This is a genomic window from Roseovarius tolerans, assembly GCF_900109855.1.
GTDB classification, from domain to species: Bacteria; Pseudomonadota; Alphaproteobacteria; order Rhodobacterales; family Rhodobacteraceae; genus Roseovarius; species Roseovarius tolerans.
Window position 1 is genome coordinate 16,327 of record NZ_FOBO01000024.1, and the last position, 25,488, is coordinate 41,814.

Consider the following 25,488-nt stretch of genomic DNA (forward strand, 5'->3'; position numbering starts at 1 on the left):
AGGCGACTCAACGAACCTGTGGCTGACAGTAGAAGTCTAGTGTGGATCCGCTTCCCTCTGCAGCCTCCTGGCCAGAGGCGCGATGGTGAGGCCTTGCACGATGATCGAGAAGACGACGACAATGAACGTGGCGGTGAGGATCAGGGGCTTCCACTCGTAGTCTGGCAAGCTGAGCGCGAGAGCAACCGAGATGCCCCCCTTGAGCCCGCCCCACGTCATGATCGGAACCACCCCACGCGAATATTCTCGAAACGGATTGATCAATGTGACCGGCAGCCCAACAGCGACAAGGCGTCCGATCAGAGACAGGCCAATCGCTGCAACCCCAGCCGTGATCGTATCCACGTTCAGCGTGACGACGAAGACTTCGACGCCGATGAGAAGAAACAGAACGGCATTGAGAATCTCGTCGATGACGGTCCAGAACCCGTTGAGGTATGTCTGGGTCTGGTCCGACATGCCATGTTTGATGCCGATATCTCCGATGAACAGCCCGGCCACCACGGCCATGATCGGACCTGAAACATCAAGCGCCACGGCAAGCTGGTAACCCCCCAGGGCCAGCCCGAGCGAAAGCAGGATCTCCAGGGGATAGTCGTCGATCCGGCGCATCACACGATAGACCAGAAATCCAAGGACGCCACCGAGCAGCGCGCCGCCGCCAACTTCCTTCATGAAAAACAGGATGATGCCGATTGGATCGGCGGTCGAATGTCCGCCGACCGGTTGAAAGGCCAGACCGACCAGCACCAGAAATACCACGTAGCCGACGCCGTCGTTGAACAGCGACTCCCCGATGATTTTGGCCTCAAGCGACTTCGGCAGTTTGGCTTGGCTCATGACGCCCAGCACGGCCACCGGATCGGTTGGAGAGATCAGCGCGCCGAAGACCAGTGCGACCAGCAAAGGTATGCCGGTGACCCAATGGAAGCCTAATCCGACGATTGTGACCGAAAGCGCCACCCCCAGCGTCGCCATGGCCGCGATCGTCCATGCCTGTTCGCGCAGATCCTCGACGCGGACATGCAGGGCGCCTGCGAACAGCAGTAGGCCCAGCATTCCTTCGAGTAGGGTCCGGGAAAACTCGGCGTCGGCCACGAACCGTCGCATCTCCTCGGCAACGCCCAGATCGGGCCGGAATGCGTCCAGACCGAGAACGCAGAGGGATGCGACAAACGCAACGATCAGGATGCCTATGGCCGGTGGCAGTCGAAAAACGATGTGATTGATGGCTCCAAACGCCCCGGCGAAGACGATCAGTAGCGTGCCGATCTGGAGAGCGTTCATCGAGACTTCCCTTCTAGTGGGCGGCGATATTTTGCGTCTGAACCCGCAACGCGGTGTCCATCCGCAGAACCGCCAATGGCGGCAAGTCGCTGCGGCCCAACCATTTATTCAAAGCTGCCGACACTGAATGTTTCTTCGCCGCTGTCGAGGGCCGCAATGACAATTGGCATCGCACTCACCTATTTTCATTTGGCCATAACCACCAAGTCTTCACAAACATGATCTGTCTTATCGGTGTCTTGATGACCAGAAGCAGAATTCCGATTGAAAGCAGACACCAGATTGCGGCCACTTCGTTTGGGTTGCTTGTCAGCAACATGGCCAATCGCGGTCCGACCAGAAAGTGGTACACTGTCAGTCGCCAAGAACCATAGATAAGGGGCATCAAGAATGCCGCGAAGAAATAGCTGGGATAGATAGTCAGGAAAGATGCCCAGGAATCTACGGTTATGAAGTTCAGCATGCCGTTTGACGGCACTTCCCAAGCGATATGCCAGTCTCCAGACACTGAACATAGGCGCTCAGCGCACAGTACCTTTCCCAGCGGACATGACCCTGCCCATTCAAACGGGTAAAGCTGCAGAAGCATGATGACTGCTGAGATGAAACAGATTGTATAAACCGGCCATTGAATTTTCTGACGCACGTGATTTGGAATAAAATACATCGACAGCATGTTGATGAAGAAGGGCTGGAAAGTGATGTGCAAGTAGCCCAAGAGAGTAGCGATCTGATTGGACGGCAGGGCGCATTGATCGATGACCGGGTAGGTAAAGGCCTGCAAAAGTTCCATTGAGGAGAAATAACCCAGGGCCATCCACAAGGGTGCCGGTTCTTTCTTGTAGGCTGCGTAAGCTGTGGTCGCGATACCAACAAAGGCCAGCGCGGCTGACGTTTCACCGCTCCAGCACATGGTTTTCTCTCGATATGCAAAACGGTCGAATGGTCACTATCCGTTTGTTTCCTTTTGGCGGTGCTATATGCACGATTGATCCGGGATGTTTTTCAGTCGTCTGTTTTCGGCTTTTGGGCCGATGGGATTTCCTGGCCTGATGGTTTCTTGGCAGGTGTTTGCTTGCCGTGAAGCTCGGGGCCACCCCAGCGTGGGATCGTCAGCTTGTTGTCAGGCCGCCGTCCGGGAAGCCGTCTATCACCCGGCGTGTCGAACGCATCATTGCCGAGGCCCAAACCTGTGCCCGCATGGGTATCGCCAGAAGATCCCCCGAAATCGAAGCCGGGACGGTCGATCTTTTTCCCGCTGTCGTCCGCTGCGTTGGGTTCGTCCAGTGCGGGCTTTTTGTTGCTGTGATTGTTGGGATCATCTGTCACCTTTTGCGACTCGGGCGAAGACGAAGTGACCGGTTTTTCACGATGTTTCATGGTCTTTCTCCTTTCGTGGGAGTGGATTTTGATTTCCGGTCCGGAGGGATCGCGCCATGATGGCCTGAACCAGGCACGGCAAGTGCAAAGTCACTCTCTGCGGACCGAGTTTCCTCCGGCGACGATCCGACGGATCAGCGCTGCCGCAGCCCGGTGCTTTTCGGCATCGGCCTCGGACCCGACCGCGTTCTCATGGGTGGCGGCTGCATCAGTGAGAACACCCATGATTTCTTTCTCGGGCAAAATCTGCGCGTCATTCAGCGCAAGAAGCAGGGCTTCGCAGATGGTAAGCGCGGCCATTCCTGAATGCGTGTGGTCGTCCGTCATGGGTGTTGACCTTTCCGCCAAGTGCGACGCCGGGTTGCGCCTGGGGCTTGCCGAGCAGACTGGCAAGAAATCTGCTATGCTGTGCTGATAGACATCAGTCATCGGTTCGATTTCTTTGGCTAGAACTTCGCCGAGTGTCGAAGAGGGATAAATGATCGAAAACACTCCGCTTGTCCGCAAGCTTGGCGCATTCGTCGCCCTATCGGACACCGAATTGTCGGTGCTTGCGTCATTGCACAAGCGCCGCCGTACTTTCGTGGCGGGGCGCGATCTTGTCCATCAGGGGCAATCAGATCAGGCTGCCTATATCCTCGCCTCGGGCTGGGCCTGTTCCTACAAGCTTCTTGAAGACGGGCAGCGGCAGATCGTGGATTTCCAGATCCCCGGCGATTTCCTGGGGCTTCGCAGTGTGCTTTTGAACGTGTCGGATCACAGCATCGAGCCGGTGACGGATATCGAGGTGACGGAAGTTCATGTTGCCGACCTTCTGGACGCATTTGCGCAGACGCCCCGGCTGGCCACGGCCGTACTTTGGGCCGCGTCCCGGGACGAGGCGATGGTGGTCGAGCATCTTGTGGACATTGGACGCCGCGACGCGGCAGAACGCATGGCGCATTTCCTGCTGGAGCTTGGCGCCAGACTTGCGTTGGTCGGACTGGGGAGCAAGGAGGGCTATGCCTGTCCGCTGACGCAGTACCTACTGGCCGACGCGATCGGGCTCAGTGCAGTCCATGTCAACCGGGTTCTACGGCAGTTGCGCGAAGCAGGAATGGTCACGTTTCGGGACGGGTTTGTTGCATTCGGCGACTATAACCGACTGGCCAAGTTCGCCCAGTTCGATCCGTCGTACATGGATCAGAAAGGGCCGCTTCTCCCTTGACGTCGCTGCGCGTTAGCCTGCCGTCAGATGCGGCCAAGCAGCATCAGAATGACCGCGATGATCAGAACCGTGCCAAGCACACCGGTCCTGGCATGTCCGAAGCCATAACTAAGTCGTGCCATGCAGCAGCTGGGAAGCACCGCCAAAAGGCCGGTTCATCCCGTTACTGTCTCATCTCCAACCGCGACCTGCTACCAACACAGGCATGCGATCTTTTCGTCATGCGTCGAGATGAGGGAGGCTAAGGGTTTACCGTTGCGCTACGATTGGGACTAACTTGGATCAGCGCTGGAAAAAAGAACTTGAGGTAAAAAAGGGCAGATGGCTGGAGAGTGTAACCCGCCAAGGGACTGCCTCCTGACTCACGGTGTATGGCAAGCGACCCGTCGCTGGGCGTCCCGAGATGCGCTCGATCTTCGGATAATACTTGAAAACGGCGCTGTGCCCAATCCTGGGACGGTGACAATAGCGATGCGGCGCTTTCTCCGCAGGAGGACATGAAATGACCACTCCCGAATGGCTCAAACCCGGAATCTATGGTGCTGTGATCGGCGCAGTTTTTATCGGCATCGTAGGATTTTCCTGGGGCGGCTGGATGACTGGCGGAGGGGCGAACAAGATGGCCCACGCCATGGCTCACGACGATGTAATTACGGCGCTGGTCCCTGTTTGTCTTGACGTCTCGCGGACCGATCCTGATCGGATTGAGCAGCTTGCAGCGATCCGAGCCGCCAAGACCTACCAACGACGCGATGCCGTGATGGATTCAGGTTGGGCGACGATGCCCGGCTCTGAGACGCCGGATCGCGACTTGGCGGAGGCCTGTCTCGCAGCACTTGAGATTGATGCGTAACAACGATGACGGCAAATGTCCGTCTTCGAAATAGTCACAATGATTGTCCGGGCCCAAGACGGGTTTGGGAATCGTGCAAAGAACCAAAGGAATAAAAAATGTCTTTCAAAGATCTTACAAAAAGAGCCGCTGCTGCGCTGAAACCAGAACCTGCAGAAGCTCCTGCCAAAAAGCTTGACCTAGAAACCTCTGGGGCGGAAGCGAAGAAAAAGGCAGCAAAAACCAAAGATTCCTGAGAAATAGTCAGGAAGTTGTCTTTTTCCACAACGATGACCACCAGAAAAACCAAAAAGGGAAGACAACTAATATATGGATGGCCCAACCCGCAAGATCACCACAGTATTCTCTGCGCCTTTCAGCGTCCCTGGTTTGGACGAAGCGCTGCCAGCGGGAGAGTACGAGATCGAAACTGAACTGTCTTCCTCCCCTGATCCCCGACATCTCGATGTCTGGAAAGCCTCTGTTGTCGTGAATCTGCATCCTCGTGCTTCGCATCACGGGCTGTCGAAAATACTGACCGTTTCGCTGGCTGACCTCGAAAAGGCAAAAGCGAAAGACAAGCTATCCGGCAAAGAGCTGTCAGATTTGTTTCTTGAAGAAATGCTGGCAGATCCGATGGTACGCCTTGTGATGGAGGCCGACGGTGTTTCCGAGATGCAGTTGCGAAAGCTCTATCCGGCACCGAGCGGGTATCAAACAAGCAGCAATGTGCAGGATACGACCTCAATTGGTCGAGTCTCGAAGGACAATTTTCCGATTCAGATCGCGGAAAACGAAGGAATGCCAACACTGCCTAACCAGGCTGCTCCCAAGCGCTTGTCCCACAAAAGCCTCTGTAAATCAGCGGCATCGTAAAATTCGCGCAAGCGAGAGAGGACGCGATATGTCCGAGCAAGATGATGGCCCAGAAGAACCAGGGCCTTGGAATACCACAAAGAAACGCGGCGCGCCGGAGATTGACGCGCTGCTTCGCAAAGGTCGGGAACGGTTGGGCGGATTGGTGCCCGACGGGCGACCGTCGATGAAGGGCTTTGTGTTATTCGGAGCAATCGCTCTCGCAGCAATCGGGGTCTGGACATCCTATTATACGGTCCCGAGCGACTCTGTCGCCGTTGTTCAGCGTTTCGGAAAATACAAATCAGAGGTTCCACCCGGTCTGCATTTCAAGGTCCCGCTCGGTATAGACGTCGCCACGCTTGTGCCGGTGAAGCGCCAGCTGAAGCAGGAGTTTGGCTTCTCGACGCCAGGCGCAACCGAGCCGTTTCAAAGCCCGGTTGACGGACGTCGTGAAACCGAGATGGTGACGGGCGACCTGAACGCCGCCCTCGTGGAATGGGTTGTGCAATACCGCATCTCCGAGCCTTTGAAGTTCCTGTTCGAGGTGCGCGAACCACGCGCGACGCTACGCTACGTCTCGGAATCCGTGATGCGTGAGGTGGTCGGTGATCGGACGGTAGACGAGGTCATCACGATCGGTCGTCAAGAGATCGAGAACGAAGCGCTTCTGAAAATGCAAGCGCTGGCTACGAAATACGCGATGGGCATCAGCATAGACCAGGTGCAGCTGAAGAACATCAACCCGCCGGGTCCGGTTCAATCGTCCTTCAATGAGGTTAACCAGGCCCAGCAGGAGAAAGAGCGCCTGATCAATGAAGCGCGCCGGGAATACAACAAGGTCATCCCGCTGGCTGAAGGCGAAAAGGACCAGCGTATCCGCGAGGCTGACGGCTACCGGCTGAAAAGGGTCAACGAGGCCGAAGGCGACGCCGCGCGGTTCACGGCGCTCTTTACCGAATATGAGAAAGCGCCAGAGGTTACGAGGCGGCGGATCTACATCGAAACGCTTCAGGCAGTTTTGCCCGGTATCGGATCGAAGATCATCGTTGATGGACCCTCCAGCAGTATCCTGCCGCTCTTGAATCTTGATCGTCAACAGGAGGACCGACCATGAAAATAGGATTAGGAATTCTTGCTGGAATTGTGGTCGCCGCCCTCGTAACGGCTTCAAGCGCGGTTTACACGGTTGGTGAGGTCGAACAGGCCATCATCACCCAGTTCGGCAAACCAGTCGGCGAACCGATCACATCGGCCGGGCTAAAGTTGAAGCTGCCCTTCATTCAGGATGTGAATCGGATCGACCGCCGGGTTCTGGAGTGGGATGGCAACCCCTCTGACATGCCCACGAAGGACAAGCTCTACATTTCGGTCGACCTGTTCGCGCGCTGGAAGATCACGGACCCCCTGCAATATTTTCTGCGTCTTCGGGACGAACGCAGCGCGCAATCGCGCCTCGACGACATTCTGGGCAGCGAGACGCGCAATGCCGTAGCCAAGCACGAGCTGATCGAGATCATCCGGACGACGAAGGGCCGAACACCGCTACGGGACACGCTGCTCACCGATGAGGAGCTTGCGCAGGATATCGGCGCGCTTGTCCCGATCCAGAAGGGACGGGCACTGGTGGAGGAGGAGATCTTTACGGCTGCCGCAGAGAAGGTGCGTGTCTTCGGAATCGAGCTTCTCGATATCCGGTTCAAGCGGATCAACTACAACGAAAGCGTGCGACCCAAAATCTATGACCGCATGATTTCTGAGCGTCGTCAGATCGCAGAACGTTTCCTGTCCGAAGGCAATGGAGAGGCTGCGCGTATCCGTGGGAACCGCGTGCGGGATCTGGACAAGATCCAGTCCGAAGCCTATCGCGCCGTTGAGGAAATCCGCGGTGTCGCAGATGCCTCCGCTGCGGACATCTATGCGCGGGCCTATGACATCAATCCGCAAGCGGCGGAGTTTTATGCGTTCACGCGTACCATGCAAGCCTACAAGGACATGATTTCTGATGGAACTACGCTGGTCCTGACCACGGACAGCGATCTGTTCAAGTTCCTCAGGGGAATGGAGGGCGCAACGCCATCTGAAACGTTTACGTCCCCCGACCCCGGGGCAAGCACTGTGGTCGAGCGATGATGCGAGGGAGAGACAAACAATGACCGACGCCCTGTTTGATCGCAACCAAGTAAACCGTCAAATTTCGATAGGCCGGGATCATCCGCCCCATCCGCAACATGCTTGGAGGCCATTCATATCCGGCGAGAATTTCATTTAGGAGCTAATTCATGACGAAGCTGACAAAGTCGAGTGTATTCAAACAATCTGCACCTCGAGCGGAAACGCCGATGGACAAGACCACGCGTGCCGCGAGGGAAATCCTCGACGGAGAGATGGAACACCGTCAGGTCAAGACAGCGCGTCTTCGCAAGGCACGTCTCGAGAGAGAGGCCAGCCCGGCTGTCGAAGTCGTAGCGCCCTCAACCAGCAAAGCCCGCAATAAACCACCGGCCACAGCCATCCCATAGTGTGGTCACATGGTTCATGCGAAACACTGCCACCAATTAAGGGTCGGGGGTGTCGCAGTCATTCGAAAGGAAGAAGCTGAATTGCCACCTTCTGAATGGATGCGGATTTTGGCCGGATGTCGAGATCCGATCCTCTCTCGGACTAGTCTTGCCCTGTCGGAGAAATTTGTTCCTTGAGCGGCGCTTCGGGTTCTGGCTTGGTTGTCGCTGTTGATCAGCGTCTGGCTGGCTTTTACTATTGGAATGGGAAATTCAGCCCTCCTGGTCCCCCTGTTCACGATCCAGCATGATTGGGGGAATGGGGCGTTTGTCGGAAACCGTGGGCTGGGCGACCTGCTGCCTAGGACGCCGTATTCATGATCTCCGGCGAACCATGCTTGGCGATTGCCGACGAACGGATAACTTCCGAAAGATCCTGTCAATCCCAGGGAAGCACCTCACCATGCAGAGCTACAATGGCCACACAAATACCAACAGCGGCAAGCTGACGACGACCACGAGCACCTCGACCAGAAGTCCCAACCGCCAGTAATCACCGAACCGGAACCCACCGGGACCAAGGATCAGCGTGTTGTTCTGATGTCCGATCGGGGTGAGAAAGGCGCAGGATGCGCCAATCGCGACCGCCATCAGAAAGCTGTCCGGATTGACGCCAAGCGTGGCGGCAATGCCAAGCGCGATGGGGCACAGGATGGCGGCGGTGGCGGCATTGTTCATCACGTCGGACAGGAACATGGTGGTGATCAACACCACTGCCAGGGCGGCGACGGGGTTGCCTTGCGCGATGGTTCCGACCAGAAACCGCGCCAGCAGATCGGCGGCCCCGGTCGTCTGCATTGCGCCCGCAACCGGGATCAGCGCTGCCAGCAGAACGATGATCGGCCAATCAATCGTCGTATAGATTTTCCGCAGCGGGACCGTCCGCAACAGCATCGAAGCCAGTACCCCAAGGGCAAAGCCCACGGGTGCAGGCAACAAGCCCAGCGTTACAATGCCGATTGCACCCAGCATGATCGCGCCCGCAATGATCGCCATACGTTTGTCGGGGATGCGCAGCTCGCGCTCGCCCAGCGGCACGCAGCCCGTATCGTTGATGAATTCGGCCATCATCTCGGCCGGACCCTGCATCAGCAACAGATCGCCGGATTTCAGCTTCAGCTTGCGAAGCCGCGCCTGTGGTTGACGTCCTTCGCGCGACACGGCAAGCAGGTTGAGCCCGTAGCGCGTGCGCAACCGCAGATCGCTCGCCGAACGCCCGACGATGGTCGCGCCTGGCAGAATGGCGAGTTCTCGCAGCACGATGTCCTCATCGCTCTCGTCGGCGTCCTCGACCTTGTCAGCCTCTTTGATGGCGGCTTCCGCTTTGGCTGCTTTCGATGTCTTTTCGGACGCATCATCTGCCGTTTCGTCTTTACTATCCGAGGCTGCTTTCTGCGCCTCAAGCTCGATGCCGAAGACGGACAGCGCTTCGGCCAGTGCGTCGACATCGGCCTGCAGCACAAGAACATCACCCGCGTGGATCTGGCGTGCACCATGCGGCGCGGTCATGCGCACCTCGTTTCGCACCAGGCCGACGATCTGTGCGCCACTGTCCTCGATCTCGGCCTCGAAGCCGCGCAGGGTCAGCCCGACGGCCTTACCTTTCGCAGGCACTCGTACCTCGGTCAGATAGGTGCCTGTGTCAAAACCGGCGCCAGCGGCAGATTTACGCGCGGGCACCAACCGCCAGCCAACGATCGAGACGAAGAGAACGCCCAAGGTCGCAACCGCGATTCCCACAGGAGCAAAGTCGAACATGGCGAATTGACCCAGCCCGGCCTCTTCCCGGAAGCCCGAAACGATCAAGTTCGGCGGCGTGCCCACCAGCGTGGTCATGCCCCCCAGAATGGTGCCGAAGGCAAGCGGCATCAGGATCTGTCCGGGCTTCAGATCCAGCCTGCCTGACAATTGCACAGCGATTGGCATCAAAAGCGCCATCGCGCCCACGTTGTTCATGAAGCCCGACAGCGCCGCCCCCAGCCCGATCAGCGCCAGCAGGGTCGTGATCCGTCCGGCATCGCGCGGCAGGATACTGCGCGCCAGCCAATCCACGGCACCGGTGTTGCGCAACCCCTGACTAAGCACCAGGACACAGGCCACCGTAATCACCGCCGGATGGCCGAAGCCAGCGAAGGCCAGTCCCGACGGAACCAACCCTGAGATTGCGCAGGCCAAAAGAGCCGCTAACGCGACCACGTCATGGCGAAACCGCCCCCACAGGAACAGCCCCATCATGGCAGCGAGAATTACGACGATGAGGATCTGCGGATTGGTCAAGGAAACGGCTTTCGTGCTGGGTCTTCGCTTAAAACAAGTTTCGCGACCGGGTCCTGATCCGAGTTAGCCCCAGAGTGCCTCTTTTCCGATCAGATGGAGGCATCCCATCACAGCGACTTGTTCAGCTCGCTGAAGCAAAAGGAATTATAGAATGACACTCAACGGAAAAGTAGCGCTTGTGACGGGTGCGGCGCAAGGGATCGGACGCGGCATAGCCTTGCGCCTGGCAAAAGACGGCGCCGATATCGCGATTGTCGACATCAAACCCGACAAGATGGCAGAAGTCGCTGCCGAGATCGAAGCGCTTGGCCGCAAGGCCACAACATTCAAAGCCGACGTCAGCGACCGTGCGGAGGTCTACGCTGCGGTCGAGCATGCCGAAAAGACGCTCGGTGGGCTCGACATAATGGTCAACAATGCCGGTATCGCGCAGGTCGATCCGATCGCAGATGTAACACCGGAGGATGTTGATCTGATCCTGAAAATCAATATCCAAGGGGTTCTTTGGGGGATCCAGGCTGCTGCTGCGAAATTCAGATCCTTGGGCAATAAAGGCAAAATCATCAACGCGTCTTCGATTGCCGGGCATGATGGATTTGAGATGCTGGGCGTCTATTCGGCGACGAAGTTCGCCGTGCGCGCTCTGACACAGGCCGCAGCCAAGGAATATGCCAGTGACGGCATCACCGTGAATGCCTATTGTCCCGGCATCGTAGGGACAGACATGTGGGTCGAGATCGACAAGCGGTTTTCAGAATTGACCGGTGCGCCCATCGGCGAGACCTACGACAAATACGTGGGCGGAATTGCTCTGGGGCGTGCACAGACCCCGGACGACGTTGCCGCACTGGTTTCGTACCTCGCTGGACCGGATTCCGATTACATAACAGGGCAGGCGATCATCACCGACGGCGGGATCGTCTATCGCTGATACCGCGGGCGCGGTGGCGCCGCCGCCGACACCCATGCGCTTGTGCGGGCGTCGACCAGGTCGAAACCCGCATCATCAATCAGCCGCTGGATAGACTGAGCCATAGAAACACTGGCCAAATTCTGCATTTCTCCGATTCACTCGACGCAGCGGGCCTCCGTTGCGGACGATGTAGCGCAGGGTCAGGGACACGACATGGACGACGCCGTTGCGCGCCTCCTCTAGCCAGACATTGGTCGGATCGGCACCTGTCGGGGTCGCGAGTGCATTTTTCACGCCCATGCTGCAATGTCTGCTTTCAATGAACGAGGACGATCATCTGAAAGGCGATCATTGCTGAAAAGGCCAGCGTTGTCGCCGGGCGGCTCTCGACCAGCACCATAGTGCGGTCGCCGCCTTAGGTTCCGTCAGTCGGCCGGGGCCTGTTCGTCGCTGGCGCTCCACGCGTCCGAGAAGGCAGTCCACGCGTCGGAGAAGCCGGCCTGTACCTCATACCATGCCGAATTCGTACCAGCCTGGATCGCGCCGAAGCGTTCGCCCAGCCGGTTGCGCGCCTCGCGCAGGTCGCGCAGCTTGGCGCGGGCGGTCGCGCGCGCATCTTCGGACATGTCCGCCCAGCCGCCGCGCAGTGCCTCTTCTCTCTGCTCGATCTCGACGTCGAGCCGGTCCAGCGCCGCGCGCGCCTCGGTGATCGCTTGCTCGCTCTCTTGCTCGGAGAAGGCCGCGATCGTCTCCATCGCCTCCGAGATTTCGGCGCGCACCTCTTGGGCGGAGGTCATGTCGTCCGTGCCCTGCGCCACAGCGGGCAAGGTGGCGCATGCGAGGACGGCAGCGATAACAGAGCCGCGCAGGGTATTTGGGACAGACATCGGCGACCTCATCCCTTGAATCGCGACATGGCGCTGTTGAAGGAGCTGGAGAGGCTGTCCCACGCCTTGTCGAAGCCCGACTTCATGTCATCCCAGGCGGTGTCACTGGCCTCGCGTAGGTCCTTCAGCTTGGCCTCGGTTGCGTCGCGCTGCGTCCGCATTTCTTCGAGCTGTTTTTGATAGTTGATCTTGGCGTCTGCCTCGGCCTCGTCGAGCTTGGCCTTCATCTTGTCGATCTCGGCGTTCCACTGGTCGATGCGCGCCTTGGCCTTCTCGATATACTGTTCGCGTTCGGACATTCATGATCTCCTTCTAATTTTGACCTGAAAAACCTGAGAAGTTGAAGCGTAGCTCACAGTTGGGTTTGCCCGACTGACTTGGGTTAGTGACGGCGCACATCTCTGACGTCCATCCTGTGGCTTTGAGTGATGGAGAAAGAATAGATGCCCGATACGGAAAAAATGACGCTGCCTGTCGTCGAACTCGCCCGCGAAAATAACGAGTTCCGCAAGGTCCTGTGGACCGGCGAAAAGACACAGCTGGTGCTGATGGCCATCCCCGTGGGCGGCGAGATCGGCGGCGAGGTGCATCAGGGGCACGACCAGATGCTCTACTTCGTCGCGGGCACAGGTGTGGCCAGGATTGGTGATGTGGAAACGAACATCGCCGATGGCGATGTCGGTATCGTGCCCTCGGGCGTCTTCCACAACTTCCGCAACACCGGGTCCGGGATGCTGAAACTGTTCACAACATACAGCCCGCCTGAGCATGAGCCGGGCACCGAGCACGCCACCAAGGCTGAGGCTGATGCAGACGAATAAGCCCATAAAAGTCGATACCGTCATCGTGGGCGCGGGGAGCGCCGGGCTGTCTGCGTTGCGCGAGGTGCGCCGCTATACCGACGATTTTCTTGTGGTGAACGACGGCCATTGGGGCACCACCTGCGCCGCCGTGGGCTGCATGCCGTCGAAGGCGCTGATCGAGGCGGCGCACGCGTTTCATCGGCGCTTGACCTTCGAGGAATTCGGCATTCAGGGCGCCGAGGGGTTGCGCGCCAACATCCCGGCCGTGCTCGCCCGTGTGCGCAGGATGCGTGACGGGTTCGTCAAAGGGCCGGAAAGCGTGCCAGACAAACTGGGCGACCGCGCCGTGTCAGGTCGCGCGCGGCTTCTGGGGCCTGGCCGGCTGGAGGTGAATGGCGACGAGATCGAGGCGCGCGCGATCATCCTCACGCCGGGCAGCCGCCCGGTGGTGCCCGGACCCTGGCGGACCTTCGGAGACCGGATCCTGACCACGGACAGCCTGTTCGAGCAGGATGACCTGCCCCGCCGCATCGCGGTGGTCGGCATGGGCGCAATCGGGGTCGAGATGGCCCAGGCCCTGGCCCGGTTGGGGCTGGATGTGGCCGGGTTCGACGCGGCCGAAACGCTGGCCGGCATTGACGACCGTCAGGTGCTGGAGGCTTTCCGTCCCTTGATCGAGGCCGAGATGGGCTTGCATACGGGCGCGTCCGCCGAACTCGAGGACGCGGGCGGCACGATCCGCGTGAGCGGCGCGGGCGGGGTCTTCAAAGCTGATGCCGTGCTGGTCGCGATCGGGCGTCGCCCCAACATCGACGGGCTGGGGCTGGACACGTTGGGCGTTCCGCTTGACGACAAGGGGATGCCCCGGATCGATCCCGCCACGCTGCGTATCGGCGAGATGCAAGTGTTTCTTGCCGGCGACGCGAACGGCTATCGTCCGCTGCTACACGAGTCTGCCGACGAGGGGCATATCGCCGGGCGCATGGCTGCACCGGATGCTTCGGATCACGGATTGTGTCGGCGTACGGCCCTGTCGATCGTGTTTTCATCGCCGCAGGTGGCGCGGGTCGGGCCACCTCTGTCGGATCTGGATGAAGACACTACTGTCTCGGGAAACGCGGATTTCTCGGATCAGCCGCGCGCCCGCATAGCCCAGACCGCCGCGGGCTTGCTGCGCCTTCACGCCGAGCGCGAGACCGGTCGGCTCCTGGCCGCCGAGATGTGCGTGCCAGCCGCCGAACACTTGGCGCACCTGCTGGCCCTCGCGGTCGAACGGCAGATGACGGTGGCGGACATGCTGGCCATGCCGTTCTACCATCCGGTGCTGGAGGAGGGTCTGCGCAGTGCCCTGCGCGACCTTGCGAAGGGTGTGGCGGCCGTCGGTGGCTCGGACCTGTCGGACTGCAAGCCGATGGGTCATGATGCCCTGGACTGACGCAGGCCCTGTCGTCCCGGCAAGATTGGCGTCTGCGATAATGGATGACCTTTAAGTCTTCCGGCGACTGGGACTCGCGGTGGCCATCGGGCTCCTATTCGGGCTCGAACGGGGCTGATCGGATGACACGCCCGCGCGATGGCCTATTTTTGCGAAGAGTGTCACGCGGTTGATAAAGACGACGTTAGGAGCGAAGCGAGCAAACGATGCCTCACGACCACGCCAGCGGTCATATCGACCCCAAGTCCGGTGACCGGCGCGTGTCCATCGCGATCTGGGCCAACGCGCTCCTGACCGTTGCACAGGTCATCGGCGGAGTCCTTTCGGGCAGCCTAGCCCTGATCGCCGATGCGCTGCACAATTTCTCCGATATGGCCTCGCTGGTCATCGCCTTTGCCGCGCGCAAGATCGCGCGGCGCCCCGCGGACGAGCGTATGACGTTCGGTTACGGCCGGATCGAGATCGTCGCGGCGCTGATCAACTACACCACGCTGATCCTCGTCGGATTCTATCTGATCTACGAGGGCAGCATGCGGATGATCGACCCGCCCGAGATCGTCGGCTGGACGGTGGTAATCCTGGGCGGCGTCGCACTGGTAGTGGACACGCTTACGGCGCTGCTCACCTATTCCATGCAGAAGGGCAGTGTGAACATCCGCGCGCTGTTTGTGCACAACCTGTCTGACGCGCTTTCTTCGGTCGCCGTGATCATTGGTGGCGCGATGATCATCCTCTACGACATGCGATGGGTGGACCCTGCGATCACCATCGGCATCGCGCTCTATATTCTCTACCTCGCTTTCACCGAGATCGGCGGCCCAATCCGGACTCTGATGCTCGGCAGCCCTCCAGACATCGACAATGGCGCGGTCGTCGCCGCCGTCCGCGAGGTCGACGGGGTGGCAGACATCCACCACGCCCATTTCTGGCAGATGGAGGAGCATGCTGCCGCATTCGACACGCACGTGGTTCTCAAGACAGGATCCTGGGATTGCCTGGAGGATATCAAGGACACGATAAAGCGAATGCTTGAGCGCGAATTCGGCATCACCCACTCGACGCTTGAGTTTGAGCGTGAGGACCGCGCCCACCAAAACGCCAGCCTCTATGGCCACGGGGCGAGCCGAGGAAAGCAAGATGGTGATTGATGCATTTTGCAGCTCGACGATGCAGCAGAAGGATAGTCTCCTGCGAGATATATTGAATAATTTACAAATAAAAACAATTACTTGATAGGCAGAGAAGGTTCGCTGCCAGTCGCGTTCCCTCCGCCATAAATTATTTGTAAGTTATTGAATTTATTTTAAAAATACTCGAAAGCTCGCAATGAGATACAATCATGGATACATTTTATTCATGAAGCTAAACTATTCGTTCCGCATCCCCAGATTAGGAATCTTAAGATTCTTGAGAACGCCTGATCGCAAGCCCCAAAATGGCTGATACGGTCCAAAATTCATCATGGCTTGGATAAGAACGGACGAGCTTAGGGTCTATTCGAGCTCAACAGGATGTGATCGACGTAATCCCATCCAACTCTAACCGGAAGTTGACCAAGGATTTCGACGCCGGGCTGTATTAAGAGTGCAACAAAATCGGACGCTTCTTCGGTCGCCTCAGCCGATCGCTCGGGCGCTCAAAACTCCTACCCAAGCCGACACCGCAGTGAGTGTCGCGCCCCAGGCCATGTCAGCGGCCACCATTGAGGGATGCCAGTCGCGCATAACCGTCCAGCTGGTCAGCTCGTAGGTGCCGTAGGCGACAAGACCCAGGACCGCGCCGTTCACCAGCACCAGTCCGGGCGTGCCGTCGCGCAGCGCCGGCCAGCCCGCGAACCAGACCACGCCCACCATGTAGATGAGATAGAACAGCACGGCCGGGAGGGGCCGTATGCCCTCGCGAAGCGTATCGCCCAGGTGCTGAGCGAAGAGCGGCTGCATGACGGTCGAGAGCATGACCGCGTCGGCGATCAGGAAGATCACGCCGGTGACCAGGACGAGGACGAGAAGGGACATTCGTTTCTCCTTTGCAGGGCTGGAAATAGGCCGGCGAGGCGGCCCGTCTACGAAGGGAGATGGCGGCAGTTCAGTATGGCGTCTTTTGTTTGGTCAGCCGGCTTTGAAGTCCAACACAGGATACGTGTATGGCACACAGACCCTCATTCCTGAGCGAAACCGTCACATGACTGCAATGAGGCCACATTGACCGATGGTGTGCTTTGCGCGAATGTCGGCTCTTTGAAGAGGCAGCGAAGATCTGCCATAGGAGATGGCAGACTGGTCGCTGACCAGCCTGCAAACCCGCATGATCAAGATAGGCGCGAGGGTCGTTCGTCACGCGCGCGACATCACGTTCCAACTTGCGGAAGATCTTCCTGTCGGCATGCGCATTGGCTTCCGTCGTCATGTTCTGGTTATGAATCCTGACCCTAAAGCCGCCTTAGCTTGAAAATTTAGCGACGGGATTGCGAGCCTCAGAACTTGAAGGCGCAATGAGAAACGCAAAATACCCCTACATTTCGGCTTGAATGGCAGCACGTGACGCAATACATTGTGCTCAGAGCTCGCAAGATGTGCCTCCAAACTCAAATGACCGTCTTTTTGACGGCTCTTGCAGTATGGAACCTTCATCATGCCGAAGAAAGTCTCCCCTGAACGTCTCCGTGAAATCCAAGAGCTGCCAGCTGACGCGCGCGTGCGTGTTCGCGAGATAGCTGCCCTTGAAGACGTCTCGATGTCCACCGCATGGCGCCGAGTGCGCGACGGTCACTGGCCGGTTGTCCGCGTTGGCGGCACAACCCGCGTGCTGCTAGGCGCATAGCGCTGCAAACAGCAGGCATACGGTGAGGATGGATCCAATGATTGAGATCCTTCAACTCACCCTCTTGGCTATCAGAAACCCAAAGCTGTTTTACTATTTCGTTGCACAGCTCAGCCCCAGGTTTTGTTTGCACCTGCTTGCGGCGGTCCGCCAACGGGCCGCGGCTAGGTTCGACCTTACCCAAACACGACTGGGTCGCTCCCCAACAGTTAAGGAGCGTGACCAATGAGTTTTCGCGCAATGAGAAATGCCTTTTCGTCAATTAAAGCCATCAAGCTGACACAGTCCGCAAAGCTCGTGCTCCTCGCTCTCTCCAACCGCCATAACCAGGAAACGGGACGCTGCGATCCGTCGGTCAAGACGATCTCAAAAGACTTGATGATCTCAGTGCGGGCTGTGCGTGATGCACTTCGTGAATTGGAAGCCCGCGACCTCATCGAGACTGTCCATCGTAAGGCGCGAACAGGCCGTGGACAGAAAAACCGGACCAACCGCTACCGGCTCAAGACTGCGGCAAAATCTGCCGGTGGTATGCGGCAAAATCTGCCGACGAAACAGGAAATACTAGACGCCCCGAGCGCATTCGACGACCTGGCCATGGCCTGTGAGGAGGATTTGGAAGATGAATGACCTCTTCACTCCACCAATCACGCCCAAGATACTGCGACCCCACCAAGCCAAGGCGATGGACATGCTCCGCCAATCTCTTGGCATGGGCTACAAGCACGTCGTCCTGCAAGCACCAACAGGTTTCGGAAAGACTCTGGTCGCAGCGAAGATCATTCAAGGCGCATATGAGAAAGGCAACCGCGTCATCTTCACGGCTCCGGCGATCAGCTTGATCGACCAGTCGGTCGAAGCATTCGAGGCCGAAGGCATCTTTGACATCGGCGTCATGCAGGCGCAGCACCCGCGCACTGATCCCTTGGCAAGGGTTCAGGTGGCCAGCGTTCAAACCTTGGTCAGAAGAGAAATCCCTGAGGCGGCCCTCGTGATCGTTGATGAGTGCCATCAGCGTTTCAAGAAGATCGAACAGATGATGAAGGACCGGCCCGACATCGTCTTCATTGGTTTGACCGCCACTCCCTGGGCCAAGGGCATGGGGTTGCTTTGGGACGATCTCGTCGTACCCACGACGATCAAGGCTTTGATCGAGCAGGAGTATCTGTCCAAATTCCGGGTCTTGGCGCCGGACGTGCCTGACCTCAGCGAAGTCAAAGCACAAGGTGGCGACTATAACGAGGGGCAGGCAGCGCAGGTCATGCAAGGCAAGGCGCTCATGGCGTCTGTGGTCGAGACTTGGCTGACGCAGGGCGAAGATCGACCCACACTGCTCTTCGGCGTCAACTGTGCGCATGCAGAGGCTCTATGTGAAGCGTTCAAAGACGCAGGAGTGGCGAGTGCATATGTCGATGCTTTCACGGATAATATCGAACGGAATTTGATTGAGCGCCAGTTCCGGGCGCGCGAGATCAAGGTCGTCTGTTCCGTGCGCACGTTGACGACGGGCGTCGACTGGCCCGTCAGCTGCATCATCGACGCAGCACCGACCAAAAGTGAGATTTTGCACGTCCAAAAAATCGGGCGCGGCCTGCGGATCCAGGATGGCTCTGAGGATCTGTTAATCCTTGATCATGCAGGCAACACTCTGCGACTTGGGCTGGTCACAGATATTCACAGCACCGCGTTGGACGCCTCGAAGCCTGGAGAAAGGGCCGCTGGCCGCCTAAAGACGCAAAAGCTGCCGAAGCCCTGCGCAAGATGCGAGACGCTGCATACGGGCCGCTACTGTCCTTCCTGTGGCCATGAGCGCAAGCCGGTTTCAGGTGTGGACACGATAGACGGCGAGCTGGTGGAAGTCGGTGAGACGCGCAAGGCTCCGACCAAGTCGGACAAGCAGAACTTCTGGTCGATGGCGCTCACCGTGGACGATCAACGCGGCAAAGGCGGCCGAATGGCGAATGCCCTTTACAAAAGAAAATTCGGAGTCTGGCCCAAAGAGCTTTCAGACCGGCGCATAGAGCCAGATCAGGCTTTCCGGAACTACGTGAAATCCTGCGACATCGCCTATGCGAACAGAAAGAATAAGCAGGGAGCGCTGTAATCATGCAGATCAAGACGACCGACGCCGCCCGCAATAAATGGCGCGGGATACTGTTGGAACTAGGGCTCCCGGCAGATTGCCTTAGTAACAAGCATGGTCCATGCCCCATGTGTGGCGGAAAAGACAGGTTCCGGTGGGACAACAAAGAGAGCCGTGGGACATATTTTTGCAGTCAGTGCGGAGCCGGTGATGGTATGGAACTTGCCATTAAATTCACCGGGTTGGATTTCAAGGAAGTTGCGACGAAGATTGACGGCATTGTCGGGAATATCAACGCTGATGCGCCTCCTCGGGTGATCAGCAAGGACCAGAACAAAGATCTACTAAAGCAAATCTACTGCCGCACACGTCCAGTCGAGCCGGAAGATCTGGTCCACAAATACCTCGCAACCCGCGACCTCGAAGAACTAATCTATCCCCCTGCGTTACGCTTTGCGCCAGTGTTGGACGACGGTGAAGGCGGGAAGCACCCCGCTATGGTCGCCATGGTTGGTGTGGTTGGTGAAACCAAATCAGGCGGTGGCCCCAGGTATCGTGCAATGCACCGGACTTACCTGCGCCCGGATGGAGCTGGAAAAGCGGAGATTTCGCAACCGCGCAAGTTCACCCCTGGCCAACTACCTGACGGTGCCTGTGTTCAACTCTGTGAATACGTGCCAGGAGGTCCACTTGGGATTGCGGAAGGCATTGAGACGGCGCTGGCGGCCTCTGCGTATTACGAAATGCCAGTTTGGGCTGCGCTCAACACCAGTCTTCTGAAAAAATGGGTTCCGCCAGACGGCTGCAAAGAGATCGCCATTTTTGGCGATAACGACGCGAATTACAGTGGCCAGAAGGCGGCATATGAACTGGCCCATAAATTGGCCGGAAAAGGCTATATCGTCACCGTGCATATTCCCGAAGACGACGGCACGGACTGGGCTGACGCATGGTCTAAGAGATGCCGGGAAAAGATGGAGGTGACAATGACTTAGGTCTTGCAGGCAACTGAACAGCGGCCATGAAAAAGAGAAAGAAGCCCCTTCCTATGCCGAAGAACACGAAGATCAGCGAGAAGAAACGCCTTAACCTTGCACCGTCTGGGTTGACGTGGAAGCGCGATGTGTTTTGCTCTGAATATCTCAAAGATCGCAACGCCACGCAGGCCGCGATCCGCGCTGGATATTCCGAGAGAACAGCTAAGGAGCAGGGATACCGACTGCTCACGAATGTTCACGTCAAGGCCAGAGTCAACGAGCTGATGAGCGAACGAGCCCAACGGCTCGAAATCGAAACTACCGATGTTCTCCAACGCTTGTGGGAGAAAGCTACGGCTGACGTGAACGAGTTGGTGCGCATCGAGCGTCGCTGTTGCCGCTATTGTCACGGCGTCGATCACGAATATCAGTGGAGGACCCCTCGGGAGTTTAAAGGCGCGCAGAACGCCACAATGGAGGAGATGGCTAAGGGTAACGCAGACACGCTGCTGGCGTTAGGTCAGGCCCTGGACGAGGGACGCACCATCCCCTGTATGCCCAATGATGCAGGCGGCTATGGCTTCGACCAGACCGCAGGTCCCAACCCGGACTGTCCTGAGTGTCATGGCGAGGGTATTGCGCATGTCGTGGTGCTAGACACCCGCGAGGCCCTGTCACATCCGCTCTATGAAGGCGTCAAGCAAACCAAGGATGGCATTGAGGTCAAGATCGCCGATCGCGCAAAGGCGCTAGAGCAGGTCGCGCGTCACTTGCAGATGTTCAAGGACGTTGTGGATCTCCAAGCCTCCGAAGAGCTGATCACGGCTGCTAGGGCCATCAGCGCCGCCTCACCGCCCATCACGCCGCAATATGTCCGCGATAATGCGCACCGGCTTGATGCACTTGAATGGGACGCCCTTTAGGCGGGCCGGTAGAGCAGTGTTTTTGCGCGATGATACCCTTGTTCGGCCTGCACCGCGCCCGATACTTCGTAAGGGCCAAAACCGTCAGGGTAAAGCGATGCGTGCTAGGACTCCCAAATGATCCGATCCCATATAGGGGCGTAGCTCAACGGTCCCCGATGCACCCTTTGGCACTAACACCGTATCTATAGGCAATGGCAGCAACCAACCGCCCGAACGAAAAGTGTTTCTAAAAGCGCCGAGACGGTGGTTCCCAGCGGCGGCCTCTATCCGTTGCAAGTTCCCCGCCCAAGGAACCATGTTGAAATCTCCCGCGATCAGCACCTGGCCGTCCAGACCGGCGATGCGTTCGGCGATGATTTGACTCTGGTAGTATTGATCAAATGGAAAGGGCCATTCCATGTGAACAGATAAGACCCACACCAGCTGACCATTGGGCGCCAGCACTTGAACCCCCGCCAGCCCAGCTTCGGCCAAGCAAAATTCAGAGCCATCCACGGCTGGCAATGACGTCAGCACGGCGACGTCCTGCGCTGGCCGGAATTTGCAGGTGACGGCCTTAGGGTAGTGGTCGAACATGTTGGCCATGAACCGTCGATTATGATCGGAAACCTCTTGCAACGTTACAATCTCGGCGCCGGACGCGATAATATCGTCAGCCAATGGATAACGTGGCCAGGCCTTCGAAAGCAGGTTCTTTTGGTAGAGCTTTAGGCATGCTCCGGTGCAGTCCGTCCCGGAGATGAAGAAACCGGGCGCAATCGAACTGATCGCCACAACCGCCAAGGTGAGTGAAAAAAGTGCGCGACGCTGCGCCTTCATCAAGAACAAAAACGCTGCCACCGGTATCAGCAATACCCCGGCCTGCGGTCGGACCACCGACGCTGAGTTGCCAAATTCGAAAACATACCCACTAAATCCAAGCAGAACCAGCGCAATCAGGGCCGTCGCACTGCCGGATGCCAAAACGCGAATGATAGCACTGTTAGACATTTTGTAAGCCCTGCGCAGGGTAGTTAGCAGCTTGAACCACCCTAATGCCTAATTATCTGGTGCGCTTCTAGCGCCAGGCCGCTTTGCTTTGATCTGCACCCGTAATCGTAACAGCACCAAAAATAGCCAATGCCGGATACAGCATTGCCGCCGTGAGTATTTCATTTGCACTATGTCTGCGTTTGGCTCGAAGCAGAAGTCAGACGCGCGGGGCGGTTTTCGGTCCGGCCCAGACCGCCCATTGTGGCGATCGCGTTATAAATTGATCCGATTTGTCACAGCGCCCGTAAGAACGGCATGCACTTGGGCATAGAAAAAAAGGGACAACTCAATGAAGCTTTCCAGCTCTCTTAAGGCCGCGGCACTTGCCGCTTGCTCCACAACTGCCGCCTCGGCTGACACCATTGTTGATATTGCCGCTGGTGACGAGCGGTTCTCGACCTTGGTTGCTGCCGTGACCGCCGCTGATCTGGTCGAGACCCTGCAAGGCGAAGGGCCCTTTACAGTCTATGCGCCGATCAACGATGCTTTTGCCGCTTTGCCCGATGGCACGGTCGAAACGCTATTGCAGCCTGAGAACAAGGACCAGCTGACCAACGTCCTTCTATATCATGTCGATGACCGCGACCTTCCGGCCGCGGCAATTCCTATGGGCTCGAACTATTTTAAGCCAGTTTTGGCATCTGAGCGTTTGTGCATCACAAAGTCGTCGGATGGTGTTATGATCGCCGACGGCACCGGAGAGATGGCTACTGTCATTATCGCCGACATAAAGGCCGATAATGGAGTGATCCACGTGATCGACAAAGTGCTGCTGCCCGGCACGCGCCCGGCCTGCCACTAACTTACACCCACAACGGCACATGCCGTGCGCTTTGGCCAGACCTTTTGATAATGTTTGCCGTGGCGGAAATGACGTTTGAAAGGATAATGAAATGTTAAAGACAACAACTGCTCTCGCAGCACTCACCGCTGTTTTGGCAGCCCCCGCCCTAGCCGGTAACGTAGCTGAACCCGCACCTGAGCCCGCAATCGTGGCACCAGTGGCTCCGGCCAGCCCGAACTGGACGGGCTTTTACGCAGGTGGACAGCTCGGCTATGCTTGGGTCGACGCTGATCTTGCAGGCGTAGACGGCGATGACATCATCGGTGGTTTGGTGCTTGGCTATGACTTTGATTACGGTAACAACTGGGTTGTCGGTGTTGGCCTTGATTATGATTGGGCTGACATCGGTCTCGCACCTGGTGTAAGCCTTGAAAACGTCTTCCGTGCCAAGCTTCGTGGCGGCTACAAAATCGGCAACGGGCTGCTGTATGGAACCGGTGGCTATGCTTGGGCCGACACGGATAATGTGGGTGATGATAGCGGTTATTTCATCGGCGGTGGCTATGAACATATGGTCACGCAGAACATCTCGATTGGTGGAGAAGTTCTTTATCATCAATTCGACAACTTCGGCACCGTTAACACGGACATCGACGCGACGACCGCTCAGGTGCGGACTACTTTCCGCTTCTGACCGGCGCGTTATGCGATCATCATATTTCAGATTAGTAGCGGGCGGTCTTTGACCGCCCGTTTTTATGCCGAACACCCTTTAAGCGAGGACGCGTTCAGGCCGCGCTGATAGATGCGAGACCGGACAATGGCAGCAATGTCCCGCGTTGCAGCCAGTCGCGGCCAACACTTTGAGCGTCTGCTTAATTCGAACTGAGTTCCTCAGGGTCTGACCGCTTCGGGCTGGTTGCCGTCATCTGACAATTCCAGTCGGGTAACACGCACTGGTCGGCTGCAGGCAAATGGCGGCTATGCGCAGATAGTGACCTTTGCAAAGTTTGGGCAGTATCCCGACAGCGGACCTTCAAGCTGAGTGCGGCTTATGCCTGCTTCGAGCCCTAACCGACGGCGAACCAACGCGGCGACAGCATTGATCACGTCGACAGGGGCAGATGTTCCGCCGTGCTGCCGACATTCAAAGCCTCGGACGCAGCTGATACGCTCATAGGCACCTTTCCGCCAAGGCTCCTCTCGGAGGGCAACACCTTGCAGCAGCAATGGTTATCTGAATGACACGGCAAAAAGAAACGGAGTTACATCATGCGACAGTTATTGGTTCTTATCGCGGCGGCGGCGGCCTTTCTCGGGGTGGCTGCAGAGGCGGGAAATGACAAAGCCGGAAAAGGACAGTCAGGCGGTGCGTACAAAGCAACCGATTGCCCACCCGGTCTGGCTAAGAAAAACCCGCCGTGCGTGCCGCCCGGCCAAGCCCGCAAGTACGGCCGTGGAGACGTGATCTATGGAGATTACAGGATCATCGGCGATCCGGGGCGGTATGGGCTTGATCGCGACCAGACCTACTACCGCGTGGGCGACTATGTCTATCGCGTGGACCGCGACACGCGCGAGGTACTGGACTTGATTGGAGCGGTCGCGCGCGTCTTGGACTAGTGCGCGACTGCACGGCTTCGGCGCGAAGACTTTCGAACCAAGGGCAGATCGACGCGCGGCCGGGATCGGATAACGTATGATCCGGAGACCGAGCCGTGGTCTGATGGCCGCGTAGCTGTCAATATGAACCACGCCTCCCGCAGAGCCGACCCTTGCCACGCCGCGTGGCCAGGGTCCGGAAGGTCCGCTGATCAGACTTTGGTGCTAAGCGCAGCTAATGGCCGGAACGAGCCCATACTACCTGATGCTGCGATTTGCCGGAACGGACGCAAAACAGATCGAAGCTGTCGTTTACTCGTGCGGATCAGATGGCAGCTTTTTACTTGCCTCCCACGGGCGGTCGCGGCCTACGGGGTGGACTTTGATCGGATGTAGCGTGGCATAGCCCCGCAAGACTGCTCCAGCGGCCACCCGTTTCACCCGTTGCGGGATTTCAGCTGTCCATGGTTAAGACCAGCCCGAGCAGAAGCCCTCCAATGACCACCAATCCGACCAGTATGAGTGCACTCGACATGGACGCCCCCGCGTGTTGATCTCCAGCTGGGGTCATTCATCGGAGAGAGCCACCACCTCAGGCAAGCGCCGCCGAGGCTGTCATTCTACCGGTGTTGCGGGAATGTCGGTGTCGTCGGCGGAGAGGCACCTATCGGGGCACTTTCCTCGCGGTTTTCCGCCGAGGGCCGTAGCAACGAGAACACCGACCGGCTCCTGCGCCGATACTTCCCGCGCGGCATCGATGTGTCGAACTATAGCCAAGCCAAACTCAGCGCAGTCTCTCGGCAACTCAACGAACGACCCAGAAAGAC

The 25,488-nt window shown here is 58.0% G+C and carries 28 protein-coding genes and 2 pseudogenes; 20 read left to right on the top strand and 10 right to left on the bottom strand.

The window, feature by feature from the left end:
* Positions 1 to 36: 36 nt before the first annotated feature.
* The 4 genes from BMX04_RS17335 to BMX04_RS17350 form a co-directional block, all read right to left on the bottom strand.
* Complete coding sequence (locus BMX04_RS17335) at positions 37 to 1,287, bottom strand: cation:proton antiporter (RefSeq protein ID WP_074788129.1); 1,251 nt, start codon at positions 1,285 to 1,287, stop codon at positions 37 to 39.
* Positions 1,288 to 1,462: 175 nt separating this feature from the next.
* Positions 1,463 to 2,200 (bottom strand): DUF5765 domain-containing protein, encoded by a 738-nt coding sequence (locus BMX04_RS17340; protein ID WP_074788130.1) that lies wholly within the window; start codon positions 2,198 to 2,200, stop codon positions 1,463 to 1,465.
* A 92-nt stretch (positions 2,201 to 2,292) separates the two neighbouring features.
* A complete protein-coding gene (locus BMX04_RS17345; RefSeq protein ID WP_074788131.1) occupies positions 2,293 to 2,667 on the bottom strand; it encodes a hypothetical protein in 375 nt (124 codons plus the stop codon).
* A 90-nt stretch (positions 2,668 to 2,757) separates the two neighbouring features.
* Complete coding sequence (locus tag BMX04_RS17350) at positions 2,758 to 2,994, bottom strand: hypothetical protein (protein WP_074788132.1); 237 nt, start codon at positions 2,992 to 2,994, stop codon at positions 2,758 to 2,760.
* 151 nt (positions 2,995 to 3,145) lie between these two features.
* Here BMX04_RS17350 and BMX04_RS17355 point away from each other — a divergent pair, with 151 nt between their 5' ends.
* Positions 3,146 to 3,874 (top strand): Crp/Fnr family transcriptional regulator, encoded by a 729-nt coding sequence (locus BMX04_RS17355; protein ID WP_074788133.1) that lies wholly within the window; start codon positions 3,146 to 3,148, stop codon positions 3,872 to 3,874.
* 23 nt (positions 3,875 to 3,897) lie between these two features.
* Here BMX04_RS17355 and BMX04_RS17360 read toward each other — a convergent pair whose 3' ends face one another.
* Positions 3,898 to 3,996 (bottom strand): DUF3309 family protein, encoded by a 99-nt coding sequence (locus BMX04_RS17360; RefSeq protein WP_083398224.1) that lies wholly within the window; start codon positions 3,994 to 3,996, stop codon positions 3,898 to 3,900.
* 380 nt (positions 3,997 to 4,376) lie between these two features.
* On the opposite strand from BMX04_RS17360, the gene BMX04_RS17365 reads away from it, so the two are divergent.
* The 6 genes from BMX04_RS17365 to BMX04_RS19185 all read left to right on the top strand — a co-directional run bounded on the left by BMX04_RS17365 (position 4,377) and on the right by BMX04_RS19185 (position 8,083).
* On the top strand, positions 4,377 to 4,727 hold the full coding sequence (locus BMX04_RS17365) for a hypothetical protein (RefSeq protein ID WP_074788135.1): 351 nt from the start codon (positions 4,377 to 4,379) through the stop codon (positions 4,725 to 4,727).
* Between the two features lie 98 nt (positions 4,728 to 4,825).
* On the top strand, positions 4,826 to 4,963 hold the full coding sequence (locus BMX04_RS19510) for a hypothetical protein (protein WP_175477403.1): 138 nt from the start codon (positions 4,826 to 4,828) through the stop codon (positions 4,961 to 4,963).
* Positions 4,964 to 5,036: 73 nt separating this feature from the next.
* Entirely contained in the window at positions 5,037 to 5,582 is a 546-nt protein-coding gene (locus tag BMX04_RS17370) for a hypothetical protein (RefSeq protein ID WP_074788136.1), read from the top strand.
* 28 nt (positions 5,583 to 5,610) lie between these two features.
* Positions 5,611 to 6,678, top strand: a complete 1,068-nt coding sequence (gene hflK / locus BMX04_RS17375; RefSeq protein ID WP_074788137.1) for an FtsH protease activity modulator HflK — start codon at positions 5,611 to 5,613, stop codon at positions 6,676 to 6,678.
* Complete coding sequence (gene hflC / locus BMX04_RS17380) at positions 6,675 to 7,694, top strand: protease modulator HflC (protein WP_074788138.1); 1,020 nt, start codon at positions 6,675 to 6,677, stop codon at positions 7,692 to 7,694. Before hflK ends, hflC begins: the two co-directional genes overlap by 4 nt.
* Positions 7,695 to 7,843: 149 nt before the next feature.
* Positions 7,844 to 8,083 carry a hypothetical protein gene (locus BMX04_RS19185; protein ID WP_139194610.1) on the top strand — a complete coding sequence of 80 codons (240 nt, stop codon included), beginning with the start codon at positions 7,844 to 7,846 and terminating at the stop codon, positions 8,081 to 8,083.
* A 450-nt stretch (positions 8,084 to 8,533) separates the two neighbouring features.
* Here BMX04_RS19185 and BMX04_RS17385 read toward each other — a convergent pair whose 3' ends face one another.
* The gene (locus tag BMX04_RS17385) at positions 8,534 to 10,399 is read right to left on the bottom strand and encodes an SLC13 family permease (protein WP_074788139.1); all 1,866 of its coding nucleotides are present in this window, start codon (positions 10,397 to 10,399) and stop codon (positions 8,534 to 8,536) included.
* A gap of 151 nt (positions 10,400 to 10,550) precedes the next feature.
* Between BMX04_RS17385 and BMX04_RS17390 the strand changes: the two genes are divergently transcribed.
* Complete coding sequence (locus tag BMX04_RS17390) at positions 10,551 to 11,330, top strand: acetoin reductase (RefSeq protein WP_074788140.1); 780 nt, start codon at positions 10,551 to 10,553, stop codon at positions 11,328 to 11,330.
* Between the two features lie 407 nt (positions 11,331 to 11,737).
* Here BMX04_RS17390 and BMX04_RS17395 read toward each other — a convergent pair whose 3' ends face one another.
* On the bottom strand, positions 11,738 to 12,199 hold the full coding sequence (locus tag BMX04_RS17395) for a sll1863 family stress response protein (protein WP_074788141.1): 462 nt from the start codon (positions 12,197 to 12,199) through the stop codon (positions 11,738 to 11,740).
* An 8-nt stretch (positions 12,200 to 12,207) separates the two neighbouring features.
* Complete coding sequence (locus BMX04_RS17400; protein ID WP_074788142.1) at positions 12,208 to 12,498, bottom strand: sll1863 family stress response protein; 291 nt, start codon at positions 12,496 to 12,498, stop codon at positions 12,208 to 12,210.
* 144 nt (positions 12,499 to 12,642) lie between these two features.
* Between BMX04_RS17400 and BMX04_RS17405 the strand changes: the two genes are divergently transcribed.
* The 3 genes from BMX04_RS17405 (at position 12,643) to BMX04_RS17415 (ending at position 15,585) form a co-directional block, all read left to right on the top strand.
* Entirely contained in the window at positions 12,643 to 13,020 is a 378-nt protein-coding gene (locus BMX04_RS17405; RefSeq protein WP_074788143.1) for a cupin domain-containing protein, read from the top strand.
* Positions 13,007 to 14,437, top strand: a complete 1,431-nt coding sequence (locus BMX04_RS17410; RefSeq protein WP_074788144.1) for a dihydrolipoyl dehydrogenase — start codon at positions 13,007 to 13,009, stop codon at positions 14,435 to 14,437. Before BMX04_RS17405 ends, BMX04_RS17410 begins: the two co-directional genes overlap by 14 nt.
* Positions 14,438 to 14,643: 206 nt before the next feature.
* Positions 14,644 to 15,585: a cation diffusion facilitator family transporter gene (locus BMX04_RS17415; RefSeq protein ID WP_074788145.1), complete on the top strand. Its 942-nt coding sequence runs from the start codon at positions 14,644 to 14,646 to the stop codon at positions 15,583 to 15,585.
* Between the two features lie 468 nt (positions 15,586 to 16,053).
* On the opposite strand, the gene BMX04_RS17420 is transcribed toward BMX04_RS17415, so the two are convergent.
* A complete protein-coding gene (locus tag BMX04_RS17420) occupies positions 16,054 to 16,452 on the bottom strand; it encodes a DUF2177 family protein (RefSeq protein WP_074788146.1) in 399 nt (132 codons plus the stop codon).
* 253 nt (positions 16,453 to 16,705) lie between these two features.
* Here BMX04_RS17420 and BMX04_RS19775 point away from each other — a divergent pair.
* From BMX04_RS19775 to BMX04_RS17450, 5 genes and pseudogenes are all read left to right on the top strand, one after another.
* Positions 16,706 to 16,885, top strand: a pseudogene (locus BMX04_RS19775) (hypothetical protein); the annotation flags it as partial.
* A 597-nt stretch (positions 16,886 to 17,482) separates the two neighbouring features.
* The gene (locus tag BMX04_RS17435) at positions 17,483 to 17,887 is read left to right on the top strand and encodes a helix-turn-helix domain-containing protein (RefSeq protein WP_074788148.1); all 405 of its coding nucleotides are present in this window, start codon (positions 17,483 to 17,485) and stop codon (positions 17,885 to 17,887) included.
* A complete protein-coding gene (locus BMX04_RS17440; protein WP_074788149.1) occupies positions 17,880 to 19,361 on the top strand; it encodes a DEAD/DEAH box helicase in 1,482 nt (493 codons plus the stop codon). Before BMX04_RS17435 ends, BMX04_RS17440 begins: the two co-directional genes overlap by 8 nt.
* Positions 19,362 to 19,363: 2 nt before the next feature.
* Positions 19,364 to 20,335, top strand: coding sequence for a toprim domain-containing protein (locus BMX04_RS17445; RefSeq protein WP_074788150.1), 972 nt, complete (start codon positions 19,364 to 19,366; stop codon positions 20,333 to 20,335).
* Between the two features lie 26 nt (positions 20,336 to 20,361).
* Positions 20,362 to 21,240, top strand: a complete 879-nt coding sequence (locus tag BMX04_RS17450) for a terminase small subunit (RefSeq protein WP_217644514.1) — start codon at positions 20,362 to 20,364, stop codon at positions 21,238 to 21,240.
* Between the two features lie 84 nt (positions 21,241 to 21,324).
* On the opposite strand, the gene BMX04_RS17455 is transcribed toward BMX04_RS17450, so the two are convergent.
* Complete coding sequence (locus BMX04_RS17455; RefSeq protein ID WP_074788152.1) at positions 21,325 to 22,233, bottom strand: endonuclease/exonuclease/phosphatase family protein; 909 nt, start codon at positions 22,231 to 22,233, stop codon at positions 21,325 to 21,327.
* Between the two features lie 331 nt (positions 22,234 to 22,564).
* Here BMX04_RS17455 and BMX04_RS17460 point away from each other — a divergent pair, with 331 nt between their 5' ends.
* The 4 genes and pseudogenes from BMX04_RS17460 to BMX04_RS19200 all read left to right on the top strand — a co-directional run.
* Complete coding sequence (locus BMX04_RS17460) at positions 22,565 to 23,077, top strand: fasciclin domain-containing protein (protein WP_074788153.1); 513 nt, start codon at positions 22,565 to 22,567, stop codon at positions 23,075 to 23,077.
* A 91-nt stretch (positions 23,078 to 23,168) separates the two neighbouring features.
* The gene (locus BMX04_RS17465) at positions 23,169 to 23,753 is read left to right on the top strand and encodes an outer membrane protein (RefSeq protein WP_074788154.1); all 585 of its coding nucleotides are present in this window, start codon (positions 23,169 to 23,171) and stop codon (positions 23,751 to 23,753) included.
* A gap of 578 nt (positions 23,754 to 24,331) precedes the next feature.
* Positions 24,332 to 24,682, top strand: coding sequence for a hypothetical protein (locus BMX04_RS19515; protein ID WP_074788155.1), 351 nt, complete (start codon positions 24,332 to 24,334; stop codon positions 24,680 to 24,682).
* A gap of 684 nt (positions 24,683 to 25,366) precedes the next feature.
* Positions 25,367 to 25,488, top strand: a pseudogene (locus BMX04_RS19200) (IS30 family transposase); the annotation flags it as partial.

Bases quoted from the DNA above. Each gene is read 5' to 3' on its own strand.
- BMX04_RS17335 (WP_074788129.1), bottom strand. From the start codon at position 1,287: ATGAACGCTCTCCAGATCGGCACGCTACTGATCGTCTTCGCCGGGGCG.
- BMX04_RS17340 (WP_074788130.1), bottom strand. From the start codon at position 2,200: ATGTGCTGGAGCGGTGAAACGTCAGCCGCGCTGGCCTTTGTTGGTATC.
- BMX04_RS17345 (WP_074788131.1), bottom strand. From the start codon at position 2,667: ATGAAACATCGTGAAAAACCGGTCACTTCGTCTTCGCCCGAGTCGCAA.
- BMX04_RS17350 (WP_074788132.1), bottom strand. From the start codon at position 2,994: ATGACGGACGACCACACGCATTCAGGAATGGCCGCGCTTACCATCTGC.
- BMX04_RS17355 (WP_074788133.1), top strand. From the start codon at position 3,146: ATGATCGAAAACACTCCGCTTGTCCGCAAGCTTGGCGCATTCGTCGCC.
- BMX04_RS17360 (WP_083398224.1), bottom strand. From the start codon at position 3,996: ATGGCACGACTTAGTTATGGCTTCGGACATGCCAGGACCGGTGTGCTT.
- BMX04_RS17365 (WP_074788135.1), top strand. From the start codon at position 4,377: ATGACCACTCCCGAATGGCTCAAACCCGGAATCTATGGTGCTGTGATC.
- BMX04_RS19510 (WP_175477403.1), top strand. From the start codon at position 4,826: ATGTCTTTCAAAGATCTTACAAAAAGAGCCGCTGCTGCGCTGAAACCA.
- BMX04_RS17370 (WP_074788136.1), top strand. From the start codon at position 5,037: ATGGATGGCCCAACCCGCAAGATCACCACAGTATTCTCTGCGCCTTTC.
- hflK (WP_074788137.1), top strand. From the start codon at position 5,611: ATGTCCGAGCAAGATGATGGCCCAGAAGAACCAGGGCCTTGGAATACC.
- hflC (WP_074788138.1), top strand. From the start codon at position 6,675: ATGAAAATAGGATTAGGAATTCTTGCTGGAATTGTGGTCGCCGCCCTC.
- BMX04_RS19185 (WP_139194610.1), top strand. From the start codon at position 7,844: ATGACGAAGCTGACAAAGTCGAGTGTATTCAAACAATCTGCACCTCGA.
- BMX04_RS17390 (WP_074788140.1), top strand. From the start codon at position 10,551: ATGACACTCAACGGAAAAGTAGCGCTTGTGACGGGTGCGGCGCAAGGG.
- BMX04_RS17395 (WP_074788141.1), bottom strand. From the start codon at position 12,199: ATGTCTGTCCCAAATACCCTGCGCGGCTCTGTTATCGCTGCCGTCCTC.
- BMX04_RS17400 (WP_074788142.1), bottom strand. From the start codon at position 12,498: ATGTCCGAACGCGAACAGTATATCGAGAAGGCCAAGGCGCGCATCGAC.
- BMX04_RS17405 (WP_074788143.1), top strand. From the start codon at position 12,643: ATGCCCGATACGGAAAAAATGACGCTGCCTGTCGTCGAACTCGCCCGC.
- BMX04_RS17410 (WP_074788144.1), top strand. From the start codon at position 13,007: ATGCAGACGAATAAGCCCATAAAAGTCGATACCGTCATCGTGGGCGCG.
- BMX04_RS17415 (WP_074788145.1), top strand. From the start codon at position 14,644: ATGCCTCACGACCACGCCAGCGGTCATATCGACCCCAAGTCCGGTGAC.
- BMX04_RS17420 (WP_074788146.1), bottom strand. From the start codon at position 16,452: ATGTCCCTTCTCGTCCTCGTCCTGGTCACCGGCGTGATCTTCCTGATC.
- BMX04_RS17435 (WP_074788148.1), top strand. From the start codon at position 17,483: ATGAGTTTTCGCGCAATGAGAAATGCCTTTTCGTCAATTAAAGCCATC.
- BMX04_RS17440 (WP_074788149.1), top strand. From the start codon at position 17,880: ATGAATGACCTCTTCACTCCACCAATCACGCCCAAGATACTGCGACCC.
- BMX04_RS17445 (WP_074788150.1), top strand. From the start codon at position 19,364: ATGCAGATCAAGACGACCGACGCCGCCCGCAATAAATGGCGCGGGATA.
- BMX04_RS17450 (WP_217644514.1), top strand. From the start codon at position 20,362: ATGAAAAAGAGAAAGAAGCCCCTTCCTATGCCGAAGAACACGAAGATC.
- BMX04_RS17455 (WP_074788152.1), bottom strand. From the start codon at position 22,233: ATGTCTAACAGTGCTATCATTCGCGTTTTGGCATCCGGCAGTGCGACG.
- BMX04_RS17460 (WP_074788153.1), top strand. From the start codon at position 22,565: ATGAAGCTTTCCAGCTCTCTTAAGGCCGCGGCACTTGCCGCTTGCTCC.
- BMX04_RS17465 (WP_074788154.1), top strand. From the start codon at position 23,169: ATGTTAAAGACAACAACTGCTCTCGCAGCACTCACCGCTGTTTTGGCA.
- BMX04_RS19515 (WP_074788155.1), top strand. From the start codon at position 24,332: ATGCGACAGTTATTGGTTCTTATCGCGGCGGCGGCGGCCTTTCTCGGG.